Annotated in this window: 5 protein-coding genes; all 5 read right to left on the bottom strand. The window is 71.2% G+C overall.

Going from position 1 to position 17,333, the window contains the following annotated elements:
• Positions 1-239 precede the first annotated feature (239 nt).
• Positions 240-1,892 carry a sigma-70 family RNA polymerase sigma factor gene (locus ABZ434_RS19040; protein ID WP_359137737.1) on the bottom strand — a complete coding sequence of 551 codons (1,653 nt, stop codon included), beginning with the start codon at positions 1,890-1,892 and terminating at the stop codon, positions 240-242.
• 341 nt (positions 1,893-2,233) lie between these two features.
• The gene (gene fabD, locus ABZ434_RS19035; RefSeq protein WP_359137734.1) at positions 2,234-3,481 is read right to left on the bottom strand and encodes an ACP S-malonyltransferase; all 1,248 of its coding nucleotides are present in this window, start codon (positions 3,479-3,481) and stop codon (positions 2,234-2,236) included.
• The gene (locus tag ABZ434_RS19030; protein ID WP_359137731.1) at positions 3,481-4,545 is read right to left on the bottom strand and encodes a ketoacyl-ACP synthase III family protein; all 1,065 of its coding nucleotides are present in this window, start codon (positions 4,543-4,545) and stop codon (positions 3,481-3,483) included. The genes fabD and ABZ434_RS19030 overlap by 1 nt, the downstream gene beginning before the upstream one ends.
• Positions 4,542-12,911, bottom strand: coding sequence for a type I polyketide synthase (locus tag ABZ434_RS19025; protein ID WP_359137728.1), 8,370 nt, complete (start codon positions 12,909-12,911; stop codon positions 4,542-4,544). Before ABZ434_RS19025 ends, ABZ434_RS19030 begins: the two co-directional genes overlap by 4 nt.
• On the bottom strand, positions 12,904-17,328 hold the full coding sequence (locus ABZ434_RS19020; protein WP_359137725.1) for a beta-ketoacyl synthase N-terminal-like domain-containing protein: 4,425 nt from the start codon (positions 17,326-17,328) through the stop codon (positions 12,904-12,906). The genes ABZ434_RS19025 and ABZ434_RS19020 overlap by 8 nt, the downstream gene beginning before the upstream one ends.
• Positions 17,329-17,333 lie beyond the last annotated feature (5 nt).

Genomic DNA, 17,333 nt, shown 5'->3' with positions numbered 1-17,333 from the left:
TCCGGCCCGGTCCCGATCCCGGAGAGTGGCTCTCCCCCCAGGGTCCGCTGTCCGTCACCGGCCCCGCAACTCCCCGTCGGTGACATCGTGGTCCGCAGGAGGCCCGCATCCCGCTCCGCGGGCATGTCGTAGATCATCTGCGACAGGTCCGCGAAGGTGCTCCTGTCGAAGAGCAGACTGTGGCACACAGGGGAGTCCGCTGCTTCGCCGTCCGCCGTGAGCGCGTGGATGTCGGCCCGTCACGGCTTCGCGCCGAAGTCCTGCGTCCACCACGGCCCGCCGGGGCCCTGGTGGATCCCGATACCGATGTCTTCGAAGTCGCAGTTGAGGATGTTGGCGCGGTGGCCGGGGCTGTTCATCCAGGACTCCATCACCGACGCCGGTGTCTGCTGGCCCCGCGCTATGTTCTCGCCGTACGTCGACCAGCGGTACCCGGCCTCCGTGACCCGCTGTCCGGGGTCGGCCCCGTCGGGGTTGGTGTGCTCGAAGAAGTTCCGGGCCGCCATGTCGTCGGAGTGGCTCCTGGCCGCGTCCGTGAGCTGCGGGTCCTCCTTGAGCGGCCCGCATCCGGCGGCCCCGCGCTCCTTGTTGACCAGGGCGACGACCTGGGCGGAGGTGCTCATGGGCGCGGGCTGGGAGGCGGAGGCGCTCGGAACCCGCGGTGTCGCCGTCTTCCTCGGCGCCGGTGGGAGGCGCTTCTTCGGCGTCCGGCTCGGGGTGGCCGAGGCGCTCCTCTTCGCGGACGGCGAGGGCGACGGGGACACGGACGGCGACGGTGACGTGGTGGGCCGGGTCCCGGGGGCCGCGAGATCGGTGACGGGCTCCGCCGAGGTGCGCGACGCCGCTTCGTCGTCGCTCCCGGTACCGGGCCCGAGCGACAGGTACCACAGGCCCCCGCCGGCCACGCACGCCGCCAGGACCGCGCCACCGACCGCCCGCCGCCGGACGGTCCGCCGGCGCCTGCGTGTTTCGGCGCGCGAAGTGCCCCGGCCGCCCCCGTTCCGGCCGCCCGGGGAACGGTGCCGGCCGGGCCCGGCGGGTATCGCCCCGTCGCCCGCCGTCGCGCCGAGCGGGGACGAGGCGGCGGCGGGCGCCATCCCGTCCCGCGCGGGCCACAACGCGAGCAGGGCCACGGGCACCGCGACCAGCGCCAGCCCTGCCAGCAGGCCCTCGGCGGGCATCAGGCCGCTCCGGAGTCCGGCACAACGGAGACAGTCACGAGCGTGCCGGGCTATGCGCTTGCGCCACAGGGCCGACGGCCGCCCGTCCCACGAGGCGAGGACGTTGCGGAGTTCCCCGCACGGCGGCTGCGCGTCGAGCGCCCGCACGACGATGCGGGCCGTCTCCAGCTGCGCCTTCATCCGCTGCACCCGGACCGCCGCGTACTGCGGCGAGAGTTCCAGGGCCTCGGCGACCTCGGTGCGGGTCAGCTCCCCCGCGCACTCCAGCCACCACAGCGACAGCAGGCCCCGGTCCTCCGGCTCCAGCCACCGCGTCGCGCGCGCCGTCTCCTGACGCTGCCCGGACAGTTGCAGACGCGTCACCGTCAGACCGACGAAGTCGGCTCCGGGATCGGCGACCTGTCCGGCCTCCTCCAGTGCGCCCGGCGCGCCGTTGCGGCTCTGCCAGTACGCGCGGACCTGGTTCATGGCGATCGCCACCAGCCAGGAGCGGAAGCTCTCCGGGGTCCGCAGACCGCCGAGCCCGTGCAACGCCCGGAGCATGGTGTCCTGCACCACGTCGTCCACATCCGCCGAACCGTTCAGTGCCCGGCCCACGATGTTGTAGACGAGCGGCAGGTACGCGCCGGCCAGCGCGTCCCTGGCCGCCGCGTCCCCCTCGCGGGCGGCGGTCACCAGTGCCGCCGGGTCCACCGTGTGCTGATGGCTCATGAAGAAGTTCCCTGTCCTGTAGACCGCTGATGATGCCCGATGGCTGGGAGACCGCAGGGGGCGGCCCGGATATCAGTTATCCGCGGACGGGATTTTCTGCGGTGCCGCAGCTGTCGCGCAGGGCCTCCGCCAGGGATGAAGGAGGGACGCGGCAGGCCGCGCGATCGAGCCAGCCGGACCTCGGCGAATCCCTTCAGGGTGCGAGTGGCCGACGGGGGCCCCGGCGACAGTCACTCACTGAGGCAGGGGCCGGGACTCTCGGCACCCGGGCAGGTCAGGGGGACGGCGTCCACGTGTGCGCGCCTCCTGCGGCAAGACGGATCAATGGCGCTCGGTGCTCGTCACGCGAGGGCGCGGATCGCCTCGATGGTCCGGTCCACGCTGAGGGTCCCGTTCGCGCATTCACGCAGCAGGGCCGTCACCCGTTCGTCCTGGTATTCGCGCAAAGGCGCAGGTGGTGCCTCGGGCGCTGCGGCTGGGGCTACGTCGTCGCGGGTCAGGAGGTAGTCCGCCAGGGCGGCGCAGGAACGGTGCTGGAAGATGACGTCCGGCTTGATCGGAATGCCCAGGACCGTCCCGGCCCGGCGGGCCAGACGCACGTAGATGATGGAGTTCAGGCCGAGCTGTCGGAACGACGCGTCCTCGTCGAAGCCCAGCGCCTCGTCGCCGATCTCCGGCCGGAGGATCTCGCGCTTGATGCGCTCGATCAGGTCTCGGCGCAGGTTGGGCGCGGGCTCTTGCGCGGTGACGATCCGGTCGATGAGCGAGGTGAGCACCTTCGACTCGCTCAGTTCCGTGAAGACCGACACGCCCGCGTCCCGCAGATACCGGATGCACTCGGTCCAGCGGACGGGCTCGGCGATCTGCTCGGCGAGCAATTCGCGGACTTCCTGCGCATCGGGGCCGAACGGCCGGCCGGTCACGTTGGAGATGACCGGTGTCCGCAGTTCGCCCAGGTCGACGGAGGCCAGCAGGGAGCGGAAGCGCGCGGCGGCCGGGGCCATCGCCGGCGTGTGGAAGGGTCCGCTGACTCGGACCGGGACGAAGCCCCGGACACCCTCCACATTCTCGAAGACCAACTTGATCCGCGCCAGTTCCTCGCGGCTGCCGGAGAGCACGAACTGCTCGGGCGCGTTGTAGTTGGCGATGACGACGCCGGTGGCATCGTGCTGCTTCAGGGTCTCCTCGACGATCTGCTCGGAGACACCGACGACTGCGGCCATCGCACCGCCGCTGACCTGGCTCATCAGTTCCGCACGGCGTTGCACCAGCGTCAGGCCGGTTTCGAAGTCGAAGGCGCCGGCCGCGAACAGTGCGCTGTACTCGCCGAGGCTGTGGCCCGCGAAGAAGTCCGCGGGTGGCAGGTCCTCCTGCGCCGCTGCCCAGTGCAGCGCGTTGACGACGTAGATCGCGGGCTGCGCGTACGCGGTCTCGGACAGCCGTCGTTCCGGGTTTTCCAGACAGAGCTCCTCGATCGGGTATCCGAGCACCCGGTCGGCGCGGCTGCGGAGGTCGGGAAACCTTCCGAACAGGCTTCGTCCCATCCCCTTCTTCTGGGTGCCCTGTCCCGGGAACACGTAGCAGCGCATCAGATCCGCCCGCCCCCGAGGTCGAATCCGGCCGGCGGCGTCGGCCACTCGGGAAGCTCGATGATCCGGACCACGGCGCACGTCCAGGTGAAGCCGGCGCCGACGCCGAGCAGCATGCAGAGGTCCCCGACGTCTACGGCGCGCTCCTTCACGAGGTGGTCGAGTCCGGCGATCTGGTCGCCCGCGCCGAGGTGGCCGACGGTGCGGCCCCAGGACCAGGTCGTGAGATCGAGGTCGATATCGAGTGCGGCGAGGACCTCGCGCTGCAGCACGATGCGTCCGAAGTGCGGAACGACGAACCGGGCGACGTCGCCCAGACGGATGTCCGCGTCGCGCAGGGCTCGATCGACGCAGTCGCTGAGGCCGGCCCGGAATCGGCGGGTGAACTCGTCGAGCTCCACGTCTCCCAGGTACTGCAGTTTGCGCAGGCGCAGGTCGATGGGGAGCGTGGGGTCGTGGTGAGGCGTAAAGGGCGCGTCGCCGCGATGCAGGCCCTCGAGGGTGGGATCCGACACCGTGCAGGTGCTCAGCACCTGTGCGAACCCGGACCTCTTGCTGAGCACCATCGCTGACGCCCCGTCGCCGGGGACGATGCCGATGTCGCTGTTCCAGCGGTCGATCGCCGGCGGACTGACCTTGTCGGCGGTGGTCACCAGCGCCGCCACGTCGTCGGTGGCCGTGAGGGAGCGCGCCGCGATGTCCAACGCGGTCATGCAGCCGTTGGAAGCATTCTTGACCTCGAAGGCGAGGGCCGAATGGTCCCCGAGTACTTCGCGGTGGATGTAGGAGGCCGTCGGGTAGAACTCGAGGCCCTGGAAGTACACGCAAGCGTGGAGCAGGAGCGCGATGTCCTCGGCCCGGTGACCCGACCTTTCCAGGGCATCTCTGGCAGCGGCCACTGCCATCTCGGGCGGAGCTTCGTCCGTGGCCTCGCAGACCGACTCGAGCTGCGTGTCCTCGGCGTCCTGGGCGTCGAACCGGCCGTCGGCGACGGCTTGTTCGACCTTGGTCGCCGGGGGCAGGTAGGTTGCGGTACCCGCGATGAACAGGGCCTCTGTCTTCACTTCTCGTTCCCCTTCAGGGTGGTGGCGTCGTGGAGGAGGAGCCCGGCGATGGCCTCGGCGGTCGGGTAGTCGAACACCAGCGTGGCGGGCAGCGTGGTGTTCAGCCGCTTGGCGAGGCGCTTGCGCAACTGGACCATGGTGAGCGAGTCGATCCCGAGGGAACGCAGTGCTCTGTCGGCCGGCACGCTGTCGGGTCCGGGCAGGCCGAGCACGTCGGCGGCTTCGCTGCGGACGAGGTCCAGCAGCAGAGCCGGTCGTTCGGCTTCGGAGGCGTCCGCCATCCGCGTATCGAGCGACTGTGCGGTCTCGGGAACTTCGGCTGGGCGCCGTCCAGTTGTCCGCTGCAGCAAGTCGCGCAGCAAGGGAGGTGCTTCCGCATCGCCGAGCGCGTGTCGCAACGATGCCAGTTCCAGATGCACGGGCATCAGCTGGGTCTCGGGCCGCGCAAGTGCGACATCCAGGGCCTTCAGGCCCTCGGCCAAGGTCAGGGCACCGATCCCCTGACGCCGCAGACGTCCCAGCTCGGCCTTGCCGAGATGGGCGGTCATGCCCACTCCGGCCTGTTCCCAGAGCCCGAAAGCGAGACTGAGTCCTGGCAGACCGCGCTTGCGGCGGCTCGCCGCCAGGGCGTCCAACGTCGCGTTCGCCGCGGCGTACCCGCTTTGTCCTGCGGTGCCCAGCGTTCCGGCCGCAGAGGAGAAGAGTACGAACGCGGCCAGGTCCAGTCGCTCGGTCAACTCGTCCAACAGCCGCGCGCCCTGCACCTTGGGCGCCATCACCCGGTGCAGCCGCTCTGCGGTGAAGCCCTCCACCAGGCCGTCGTCGAGCACGCCGGCGAGGTGGAACACGGCCGTGAGGGGATGGCTCGGGTGGATCCCTTCCAGTACCGCAGCCACTGCGGCCCGGTCCGCGACGTCGGCCGCGACCAGGTCCACCCGCTCGGCGCCCGCGGCTTCGAGCTCCCGCACGAACGAGCCGGCTTCGGGGGTGTTGCCACCGCGCCGCGACAGCAGCACGAGCCGCCGCGCTCCGTGCGCGCGCACCAGATGTGCGGCGAGCGCGCTGCCGAGCTCACCGCGACCGCCGGTGATCAGCACCGTCCCGTCCGGGTCGAGGGAGCGTGGCAAGGTCAGCACGGTCCTGTGCGCAGCGTTCTGCTGTGCGTGGCGCAGGGCATACGGCGCGTCGCGTACGTCGAAGGCAGTGAACGACCCTTTGTCCTGCCGCGAAGCGGAGGCGGACGGATCAGCGGCCGCCTGCGCGAAGGTGAGGTTCGCGGGCATCGGCCTGAGGGCGGCACCGTCCACCCGGATCCGATCGCCGAGCGCGCCTGCCGCACTGCCCACGACCCGGCCCCCCGCGTGTACGGAGGTGACGCCGCTGCCGACCTCCGTGACGAGCCCCGCGAACTCCAGGACCTGTGCGTGCCCCGGGCTCATACCGGCGGCGCGCACCTCGACGCGGACTTCCGACGGTGCGACCGGCTCCGGCGCACCCTCGTCGTGCGTGGCGGCGATGACGTCCAGCTGATCGTCTTCCCGCTGGCGCAAGCGCCAGCCGCCCTCGTCCGGCAGGACGAGCGCGTCGACCTCCTCGACGGTCGGCCGTGCTCGTGGCACGTGGGCGGTCTCGCCGCGCAGTACGCACTCCGGCTCGCCGCCCGTCTCGATCACGCGCGCCAGGAGCCGGAAGTCAGGGGTACCGGGATCGAGGTCGATCAGGCGCAGGACGCGCTCAGGTTGTTCCGTGCGGGCCGTGCGCACCATGCCCCACACTGCGGCCTGGGCCCAATTCGCCACCTGATCGCCGGGGCTCGCTGACACTGCGTCACGGGTGATCCAGACGAGCTCCGCGCCCTGGAGCCGGGAATCGCCGAAGCACACCTGAAGCGTCCGCAGCGCTTCGGCGGCGCTCCGTTCCGCGTCGTACCACTCGGTGGACGCGCAGTCAGGCAGCGCGAACAGGAGTCGCCGAGGCGTGTCCCCCCGGACATCGAGCCACTTCACGAGGGCGTCCAGGTCGGGTACGGCGTCGGCGCCGAGCCCCGCGCCCAACTCTGCGTCACCGACCACGAGGGTGCCCGCAGGGCCGGGGATCTCGGCCACGGGGTGTACGCGTTCGAAGCCGACGCGGTAGAGGTGCTCGGCGAACGGGTGTCCGCGACGTCTGCCGTGCTGGAACTGCAGCCTGCCGATCCGGGCCACCGGGTGGCCTGCCGGGTCGGCCATCCACACGGTGGCCGGCGCGAGGTCCTCGTCCCCGCCGGATTCGAACGACACTCGCACGGTCAGTTCTCTGCCTGCGGCACGAAACAGCTCGACGTCCGACCAGATGAACGGGACGATCGGCCCAGGAGCCGCTCCGGCCTCCATCAGACCGGTGACGACGACCTGCAGTGCCGCGTCGAGCAGGCACGGATGCAGGCCGTGGCCGGCCGTCTCCAGGGCGCCTGGAAGGGATACCCGCGCGTAGTAGACGCCGTCGTGGCAGGCGAGTTCGCGCAGTCCTCGGAAGGCCGGGCCGTAGTCGAGCCCGTTTGCGAGGGCGCGTCCGTAGAAGGCTTCGATGTCGAGGGCCCGGGCGTCGGGCACCGGCCAGTTGTGGATGTCCGGCGGCAACGCGCCGCCGTCGCACGCGCGGGTCACGCACTCTCCGGTCACGTGCTGCTGCCAGATCAGCGGATCGTCCGTGTCCTCTGGCTGGCTGTAGAACGCGAAGGGGCGTCGCCCGTGCGGGTCCGGATCGCCGACGGTGGCCTGCATCCGCAGCGCGCGGCCCGGAAGGAGGACGACCGGCTCCAGCAGCGTCAGGTCTGCCACGGCGTAGGCCCCTGCGGTCCGGGCTGCGAACAGCGTAGCGTCGATCAAGCCCGCGCCCGGCACGTAGACCTGCCCGCCGACGACGTGATCGGCCAGCCACGGGCACTCGTCGAGCGACAGCCGGCCGGTGAACAGGTGACCGCCGCTGCCGGCGAGCGTCGTGATCGCATCGAACCACGGGTGGTGTTCCGCCAACTGACCGGCTGTCACCGCGACGGGCCCGGCCGGAAGCTCGCCGAGCCAGAAGCGTTCGCGTTGGAACGCGTACGTCGGGACGTCGACCTTGCCGGCGCCTCGGGACCCGAGGACTCGCTCCCAGTCCAGAGGCAGGCCCCGCTCGAACAACGTGGCGGCCGCTCGCCAGAGCTGGTCCACGCCGCCCCAGGGGCCTTCAGAGGGTGGGCCGACCTCGACGAACACTCCGAAGCCCTCGCCGCGCAGCCGCTCCAGCGCGCGGTCGAGCCTCACGGGTTCTGGCTCCGGAAGGTCGCGGAACCAGTAGTCCCCGCCGAGCTCCGGGCCCGGCACGACCTCGCCCGTCAGGCGCGAATGGAAGGGGATGGAAGTCCGGGCAGGGACGATCCCTGAAATCGCACCGCCGACCGCCGCCCCCGTGCGCGCGCGAGCTTGAAGGGCGACGACGCGGGCGCCGTCCTCCAAGCTCAGCGCCCCGCTCACCACGGCGGCGGCGACCTCGCCCCGCCCGTTGCCCACCACCGCCGCCGGCTCCACACCCCAACTGCGCCACAGCGCCGCAAGACCGAGGTGTGTCGCGAACAGCGTGCACGGCAGCGCCTCCGGACCGTTCACGTCCTCCTCGCCTCGCAGCACCTTCAGCACGGACCAGCCGGTCAACGGCGAGAGGACCGCGTCGCACTCCGTCACGGTGTCGCGGAACACTGCGCTCTGCTCCAGCAGTTGGCCATTCATCCCTGGCGGCTGCGCGTCGTGACTTCCGAATACGAAGGCGATCTCCCCCGGCGCCGTGCCGGAGCCCGGCTCGACCGCCCGCAAGGCTTCGGCAGCGTCCGTGGCGTTGCCCGCGAAGACCACGGCGCGCGCGTCGAAGTGCGTACGGCCGACGGCGGAGGTGTAGCCGATGTCCCGCATCGACGCGGCGGGCCGCGCGTCGAGCCACTCGGCCCAGTGCCGGGCCTGCGCACGCAGGGCGGCCGTGTCGGTGCCTGAGATCACCAACGGGTGGACGAGGTCGTCGCCAGGCCGGTCCGCGACGACGTTCGCCGGTGCTTCCTCGATGATGACGTGCGTGTTTGTGCCACTGATACCGAATGAGCTGACGCCGGCGCGACGCACCCGCCGTGTCCGCGGCCACTTCCTCGGCTGCCGCAGGAGTTCCAGTTCGCCGCCGGTCCAGTCGATCCGGGTGTTCGGCCTTTCCGCGTGAAGCGTGCGGGGCAGCCACTCGTGCTGGAGCGCCATCACCATCTTGATGACGCCGATGACGCCGGAGGCCGCCTGGGCGTGGCCGATGTTGGACTTGGCCGATCCCAGGTGCACGGGTCGCACGCGGCCCGAGAACACTGCGGCCAGGGCGCCGGCCTCGATGGGATCGCCGAGCACGGTGCCCGTGGCGTGCGCTTCGACAGCATCGATGTCGGCCGGGGCCAGTCCCCCGTCGGCCAGGGCACTGCGGAGCACGCGCTGCTGCGCGAGGCCGTTCGGCGCGGTGAGCCCCTGGCTGCGGCCGTCCTGGTTCATGGCGGTGCCCCGCACGACGGCCAGCACACGGTCACCGTCGCGCCTGGCGTCCGAGAGCCGCTTGAGCACCAGGACGCCGCAGCCTTCCGCCCAGCTCGTCCCGTCGGCGTCGTCGGCGAAGCTCTTGCAGCGGCCGTCGGCCGCGAGCCCACTGAGGCGGCTGAACTCGACGAAGATCTGCGGGGTGCTCATCACGGTCACTCCGCCGGCGAACGCCAGGTCGCACTCGCCGCTGCGCAGCGCCTCGCACGCCAGGCGCAAGGCGACGAGCGACGAGCTGCACGCGGTGTCGATGGTGAGCGCCGGTCCGGAAAGGCCGAGTGTGTAGGCCACCCGCCCGGAGATCAGGCTCGACCCGTTGCCGGTGATCTTGTAGCCGTCGCTGCTCCCGACGTCCCAGCGCCGAGCGACGTCGTAGTCCGAACTCATCGCGCCGAGGTAGACGCCTGTGTTGCTGCCTTCTAGGGACGCAGTGCGCAGATTGGCCCGCTCGAGGGCCTCCCATACGACTTCCAGGACGAGCCGCTGCTGCGGGTCCAGGGACAGCGCCTCACGCGGGCTGAGCCCGAAGAACGCCGCGTCGAAGTCCTCGACGTCACGTACGAAGCCGCCCTTGCGCTCGAAGCGCCTGCCGGTGGCGGCGCGCTCCGCCTCCTCGATCGTGCTGAGATCCCACCCGTCCCAGCGCTGTGGGAACGGGGAGGAGGCTTCGCGGCCGTCGACGAGCAGTTCCCAGAACGCTTCGGGCGTGTCTATCCCGTCCGGAAGCCGACAGGCCATGGACACGATCACGACGGGGTCGTCGTCGTCGGGCCGCGTGGGCGCTGCGGCGACGGCGGGCGAGACTTCCGGGGCTTCGTACTGCGCATCGGCGTGCGTCAGCAGCAGGGTCGCGATTGCTCGCGGTGTGGGGTAGTCGAAGGCGAGCACTGTGGGCAACGAGACCCGTGTCCGTGCGCTGAGCCGGTTTCGCAGCTCGACCACCATGAGGGAGTCGAAACCCTGGTCGCGCAGCGTCATGTCGGGGCGCACGTCTTCCGCGGGCCGGCCGAGCAGGGCCGAGGCCTCCTCCGTGACGAGGGCGACCAATGATCCCGGACGCTCGGGTTCGGGCAGTGCCATCACGTCCTCGCGCCACGAAGCACTGTTGGCGACCGGAATCGCGTCGTCGTGTTCGTCCAGCCAGTAGCTGCGGTGTCCGAACGCGTACGTCGGAAGGTCCGCCCTGCGCGTGTCCGAGGCCGAGAACACACGCTCCCAGGGGATCGGGACCCCTTGGACGTGGAGCTCTGCCAGCGCCCGCAGCGCCCGTTCGATCCCGCCGTGATCGCGGCGCAAGCTGCCCACCACGACGGCCGTCCCGTCGGCTTCGGTCCCTTGCGCCAGGGCTATCTGGAGCACCGGATGCGGACTCACCTCGACGAAGATCCCGAACCCGTCCGCGCGCAGGCGTTCCAGCGCGCGATCGAAGCGCACCGGCTCGCGCAGGTTGCGGCACCAGTAGTCCGCGTCGAGCTCCGGCCCGGCTGCCCGCTCCCCCGTCACGCTCGAGTAGAAGGCGATCCCCGCGTCAGCGGGGGCAAGGCCCGTGAGCTTCTCGCGCAGCGCGGGCAGCAGCGAATCCATGTGCGGGCTGTGCGACGCGTAGTCCACGTCCACGCGCTGGCAGTACGCGCCGGTGGCCTCCATGTGCGCGAGGAAGCGGTCCACCGCCTCGGCGTCTCCGGCCACGACGGTCGATCGCGCGGTGTTCACCACCGCGACGGACAGCGCCCCGCCGTAGGCCGCCAACTCCTCGACGACTTCGCCCACCGGGCGCTCCACGAGTCCCATCGCCCCGTCAGGCGCATGATCGTGCACGGCCCGAGCGCGCACCGCCACGATCCGAGCGCCGTCCGCCAGGCTCAACGCCCCGCTGACGACAGCCGCGGCCACCTCACCCTGGCTGTGGCCGACGACCGCCGAGGGCTCGACCCCCCAGGCCCGCCACATCGCGGCGAGACCGACGTACATCGCGAACAACGCAGGCTGCACCACGTCCGTGCGAGTGAAGGGCGGCGCGAGCCCGTCCTGCCCACGCACGATCGCGGCGACCGAGAACCCGGTGTGCGGGACGAGAGCCTCGTCGCAGGCCGTCACGGCCTCGCGGAACGCGTCGTTCTGCTCCCACAGCGACCGGCCCATCCCCCACCACTGGGCGCCCTGGCCGGGGAAGACGAACGCGACGCGGCCGCGACCGGCAGCCGCGCCCGTCACCACCGCGTCGTGGCTCTCGTCCGCGGCGATCGCCCGCAGACCGGCCACCGCCTCGTCCGTCGTTGCGGCGATCACCACGCCGCGTGTGGGGTGCTGCGTGCGGGTCGTCGCCAGCGAGTAGGCGACATCGGCCGGCCTCGTCCCTGGCGACTGCCCGAGGTGGCTCGCCAGCCGTTCGGCGTTACGCGCGAGCGCGTGCGGGCTCGCGCCGGACACCGCCAGGCAGACCGGGCCGCCCGCATCCCCCGTGGCCTGTACCGGCGCGCTTTCGGGCGCCTCACCCAGGGCGACATGCGCGTTGGTGCCGCCGTATCCGAAGCTGCTCACCCCCGCGAACCGCGGCCCGGCCGGCCACGCAGCTGCCTCGGTGACCACTTCCAGACGTTCGGCGGAGAAGTCGATGCGCGGGTTCGGTGTGCGGAAGTGCAGGCTCGGCGGAATGACACCGTGGTGCACCGCAAGCGCGACCTTGACGAGCCCGAGCACACCGGCCGCCGGCTCGAGATGGCCGAAGTTCGTCTTCGCCGAGCCGATGCGCAGCGGCGCGGGCCGGTCGGGCCCGAACACGGTGCCGAGCGCGCCCGCCTCCGTCACGTCGCCCAGGGGCGTGCCCGTGCCGTGCGCCTCGACGTACGACACCGCACACGGCGCGACGCCGGCGTTCTCCCACGCCGACCGCAGCACCTCCGCCTGCGCCTCGTGGCCGGGGGCGGTCAGTCCGTCCGTCGCGCCGTCGTTGTTGACGGCACTGCCGTGCACCAGCGCATAGACGCGGTCGCCGTCGGCGAGCGCGTCGGACAGCCGGCGCAGCACGACCACCGCGCAGCCCTCGCCCCGGGCGTAGCCGTCGCCGTCGCCGTCGAAGGCCCGGCACAGGCCGGCAGGGCTCTGCGTGCCGAGTTTCGTCAAGGCCACCGAGGTGTTCGGATGCAGCATCAGGTTGACGCCGCCGGCAAGTGCGAAGTCCGACTCGCCGGAGCGCAGGCTCTGCACGGCGAGGTGCACCGCGACCAGCGAGGAGCTCGACGCGGTCGCCACGCCCATCGCGGGACCGCGCAGCCCCAGCGCGTAGGCGATGCGGGACGGGATCACCGAGTTGTCCCAGCCGATGGCCGAGTGGGCGTGGATCGCCTCGGCGACGCCCTCGGTGAACAGCGGGTACTCCTGCCACATCGCGCCCATGAAGACGCCGGTGCGTGTGCCCGCGAGACTCGCTGTGGAACGCCGCGCGTCCTCGACCGCGGCGCACGCCACCTCCAGGGCGATCCGCTGCTGCGGGTCCATCTGCCGTGCCTCGGCCGGTGAGATGCCGAAGTACTCCGCGTCGAACCCCGTGACGTCGTCAAGGAATCCGCCTCGACGGTTCGCCGCCGCGCCGGACGCCTCCGCGTCGGCCCATGCGGTGGCGTTCCACCGGTCGGCCGGCACCTGACGCACCGCGTCGACTCCCTTGAGCAGAGCCTGCCAGAGTGCGGTCGGATCCTCGATCAGTGCCGGCAGTCGGCAACCGATGCCGACGATCGCCACCGGCTCGTGGCAGTCGTTCGTGCGGGCGGCGGTCCGGTCAGCCACGGGAGGCCCCGATCTCGTCGGGCGCGTAGAGCGCCAGGCATGTCTCCTCGATCGCGGTGAGCGGCCCCGCGTCGTTCAGGATCGTCATGTGGTTCGCGGCGTCGATCTCCACCAGGCGAAGGCCTGGCAGCTCACGTCCCCAGTCCTGCTGGTAATCCACGTGGTCGAGGGAGAAGGTCTCGCCGGCGACCTGGAAGTACGGTTCGACCTCGCCCAGGAAGAGCCCGCGCCGGTTACGGAAGTAGACGCACACCACGGCTTCCGGCCGCGGCAGCGGCCCGATGGTGTGTTCGCCGAGCCGGTAGGCGAGCTGGATCTCCATGTTGCGCCTGACGAACCGCGCGATCTGGGCGGGTCTCATGGCGAGGCCGCGCTCGGCCGCCAACTCCGCGAGCCGCACGACGAACGCGTCCTCGTCCAGGTCCTCCGCGACCTCGTCCCGGTGGACGAGACGTGCGCGCAGGACCGCCGGGTCCTTCTCCCCAGCCGGCCAGAGCAGGGAATTGACGACCTGCAGAGCCGCGCTCTGCGCCGACTGGAACCCGTTCGCGTTCGACTTCGCCAGGCCGGTCTCGTCCGGGGAGTCCACCATCGTCAACGAGGCCACGTCCTGGCCCTGTGCCTGCAGCCGCCGGGTCACCTCATAGGCGATGATGCCGCCGAGGCAGAATCCGCCGACGTCGTACGGCCCCTCGGGCTGCACCGAGCGGATGACCTCGGTGTAGTACTCGGCCATGGCCGTGACGCCCTCGATCGGCGCATCCTCGGTCAGCAGGCCACGGGCCTGGATGCCGTAGAACGGGCGGTCGATCCGCTCAGCGATCGTGCGGTAGGACTCGACGCCGGCGAGGGCGCCGTGGATCCAGAAGACCGGCCTGCCCTCGGTCGCGCCGTTGAGCCGCACCAGCTCCGGGGCCGGCCCGCGCGTGGAGCGGGCATCCGCCTCGGGCAGCCTCGCGACCACGTCGTTCAACGTGTCGTGCGGCTGCCACCATTCAGGCTGGAAACCCGGGAACGCATTGCTGATCCGGCCCAGCATCGCGACCAGAAGCAGGGAGTTGAGACCGTAGTCGGCGAGCGACCTCGTGCCGTCGATCTCGTGGCGCGACAGGCCCAGCACCGAGGCGACGAGGTCGGCGACGAAGGCTTCGCCGTCCGCAGGGCCGATGTCTGGTTGCGAGGCCTGATCCGGCCGCGGCGCCTGCTCGGCGAAACAGGTCAGACGTGCGAAGGGGTACCCGGGCAGCGCGATCCGCCTGCGTCGAGCGCCGCGGTGCATCAGGTCCCAGTCGATGGACGTGCCCGCGACCCAGTGTCCCGCTACGTGGTCGAGTTGCGTCGGCTTCCCGTCGTGCTCGGCGCCGGCAGCGGGATCGACGCCGTCGTCGAAATCCACGTGGGCTAGCGTGTCCGGGTCGCCGCCCAGCCAACCGTCCAGAATGCGAGCGGCCTCGTCCGTGCTCTGCGCCACGAACGCCAGCCGGCAGCTCATCGCCTCCCGGCCGACCTGCAACGTGTACGCGATGTCCGCCCAGGAGCGCGGATCCGCTTCGGCAAGCCGGTGAATAAGTCGGCGCGCCCGCTCGCGCAGAGCGTCGACGCTCTGCGCCGAGAGCACAAGGACCTGCGCACCCGGGTCGTCGTCCAGGTGCGCGGAGACGGTGTGCTGCTCCAGCACGACATGCGCGTTCACGCCGCCGATCCCGAAGCTGTGCATGCCCGCCCGGCGCGGCAGCGGCCGGCCCGCGTCGTCGGTGCGTGCGGGCCAGGGCAGGTTCTGCGCGGCGATGCGCAGCCGCGTCCCCTTGAGCGAGAGGTCGCGGTGCAGCCGCCCGAAGCCCGGGAGCGCCGGGATCACGCCGTGCCGCATCGCCTGCGCGGTCTTCACCAGCGCGGCCAGGCCGGAGACCACCTCCGTGTGCCCGATGCAGGGCTTCACATTGCCCAGGTACGTCACGTCCTCGCTGTCGTCCTCGCTACGGAGTCCGGCGCCGAGCGCCGCCAGTTCCGCGCTGTCCGCCAGCATCGAGCTCATGCCGTGGGTCTCGATGTAATCCACGGCGCCCGGATCGATCGCGGCGTCGGCGTAGGCGTGCGCGACGGCTGTCTTCATGCCCCTGATGTTCGGTGCCGTGAAGGACACGCCCCTGCCGCCGTGGGCCACGCCGGTGCCGCGCACGACGCAGTGGACGAAGTCCCCGTCCTCCATGGCCCGGCGCAGCGGTTTGATCAGTACGGCGGCGACACCCTCGCCGCGCGCCGTACCGTCGGCGCCCTGCTGGAACGGCCGGACGTCGCCGCTCGGGCTGAGCATCCCCGCGGTCTGCATCCCGCCGAAACCCGCGGGCGACATCACCAGGTTCACCCCGCCGACGAGCGCCTGCTCGCACTCGCCGTCGCGGATGGACCGGATCGCCCGGTGCAGGGCCACGAACGAGGACGAGCACGTCGTGTCGCACTGCTCGCTGGGGCCGTTGAGGTCGAGCAGGTAGGAGATCCGGTTGGGCACCATCGCGGGCGACGGCAGGCTCATCAGGTCCATGGCGGCGGGCCGGTATTCGCTCTGCGTCGTGGCGACGAAGACGCCCGTGGGCCGGGTCCGCAGCTCGGCCGGCCGATAGCCCGCGTCCTCGACGGCGTTCCACGACGTCATCAACAGCAGGCGCAGCTCCGGTGTCACCTGGCGCGCCTCGGTCATCGACATGCGGAAGAAGAGGGGATCGAATTCGTGCACCCCGTCGAGGAATCCGCCCCGCAGCGCCGCCGCCTCGTCGCCGTGGCCCGCCCAGTCCGCACGCTTTTCCGGCGGTGCGCTGATGCACCGTCTGCCCTGCTCGACGATCCGCCAGAACTCGTCGACGTCGTCGGCCCCGGGGAAGCGTGCGGACATGCCGATGATCGCCATGCCGTCGAGGGCGGCCTCGTCGAGTTCAGGCCGAGGTCGAGGCCGTGCAGGATCGGGCGCCCGGTCCTGCGGTGCGGGCTCAGGCGGAAGCACGTCCCGCAGGTCATCGGCGTATTCGGAGACGATGAACTCGCCGAGCTCGGCCAGGGTGTTGTGCTCGAACAGCACAGTGATGTCGAGGTCGATACCGAGCGTCGCGCCGAGGGTCCGGGCCACGTTCACCGCGAAGATCGAATCGAGCCCGTAGTCCGAGAAGGGCTCGCCCCGCCCGATCCTCGTCCGCGGGATGTCCAACGCCTCTGCCAGCACATCGAGCGCGACTGCCTCGATGTGGGCGCGCAGCCCGTCTCCGGGCTCACTCCCTGCGCTGAGACCGGCCACGGCCCGCGCCGGACTCTCGCGCACCGGCGGCGCGGACGGCGCGGACGGGCGCGGTACGGGTGTCGCCTGCCGTATGACGCCGTCGCTCTCGGCCACGATGATCTGCTGTCCCAGATCCTCGGCATCCCGCGCGGGCAGAGCGATCGCCCGGAATCCCTCCTGCGTCAGGACCTGCCGCCAGTGCGCCGTGGAGAGCAGCGGGCTGCCCTGGATACGCAGGTGCGGGTCCTCGTAGCGCCACCATCCGTCGAGGAGGCCGAACGAGAACTGGCTGAGCAGATTGTTCGCGGTCAGCTCGTTCAGGACCAGCAGTCCGCCGGGCTGGAGAAGCGCCTTGGCGTTGCGCAGGGTGAGGCGGATGTCCCGGGTGGCATGCAGGACGTTGGCGGCGACCACGACGTCGTACCCGCCGAGGGTGAAGCCCTGATCCGCCACCGGGCGCTCGATGTCCAGGATTCCGCAGGTCAGCCAAGGGGTCTCCGCACCGAACGATCGCTCCGCGTGATTCAGGAAGGCCCTTGATATGTCGGTGTAGCAGTACTCGCGCACGTCCAGCCGCGCGGACCGCAGCGCCTCCAGGACGACGGCGCTCGTGGCACCCGTGCCGGCGCCGATCTCCAGGATCCGCGCGGCATCCACCGGCAGGGCCCGTGGCCGCCGTCGCAGCCGCGCCACCATGTCGGCGGCCAACACCTGGTTGAAGAACGCTGACGCCGGGTTGGTCGCGTAGGCGTTCTGCACCAGCTCCAGCGATCCCCCGGGGAAGATGACCTCGGTGGCCGGTCGCCGTCCGCTGAGGATCTCGGGGAACGCACGCAAGGTGGTCTCCACCAGGAGGTGGGTGGCCGCGAGGTCGGGATTCCCCCGCCACGCGGGCTTCTCCGTCTCCCACTCGCGCCACAGTTGCTCGATCGGCCGATGCGGCATTGCATCGTCGAACAGGATCCTGCCGTCCCGCCGATCAAGGTAGCCGGCCCCCTCGAAGACGCGCAGGCACTCGTCGAACCAGGCGCCGTACCCCGGTGCGAGGCCTGCCGACTCCCGTGCGGCCTCCGGGGTCTGCCCGGATTCACGGAACGCGCCGAGCGTACGCAGATGGGACCAGAGAAAGTCGATCAGCAGCTGTTTCATGAGCA

The sequence above is a fragment of the Streptomyces sp. NPDC005761 genome, assembly GCF_040630635.1.
Classification (GTDB): domain Bacteria; phylum Actinomycetota; class Actinomycetes; order Streptomycetales; family Streptomycetaceae; genus Streptomyces.
The sequence above is the reverse complement of the archived record's forward strand: the minus strand, read 5'-3'. Positions and strand labels throughout refer to the sequence as shown.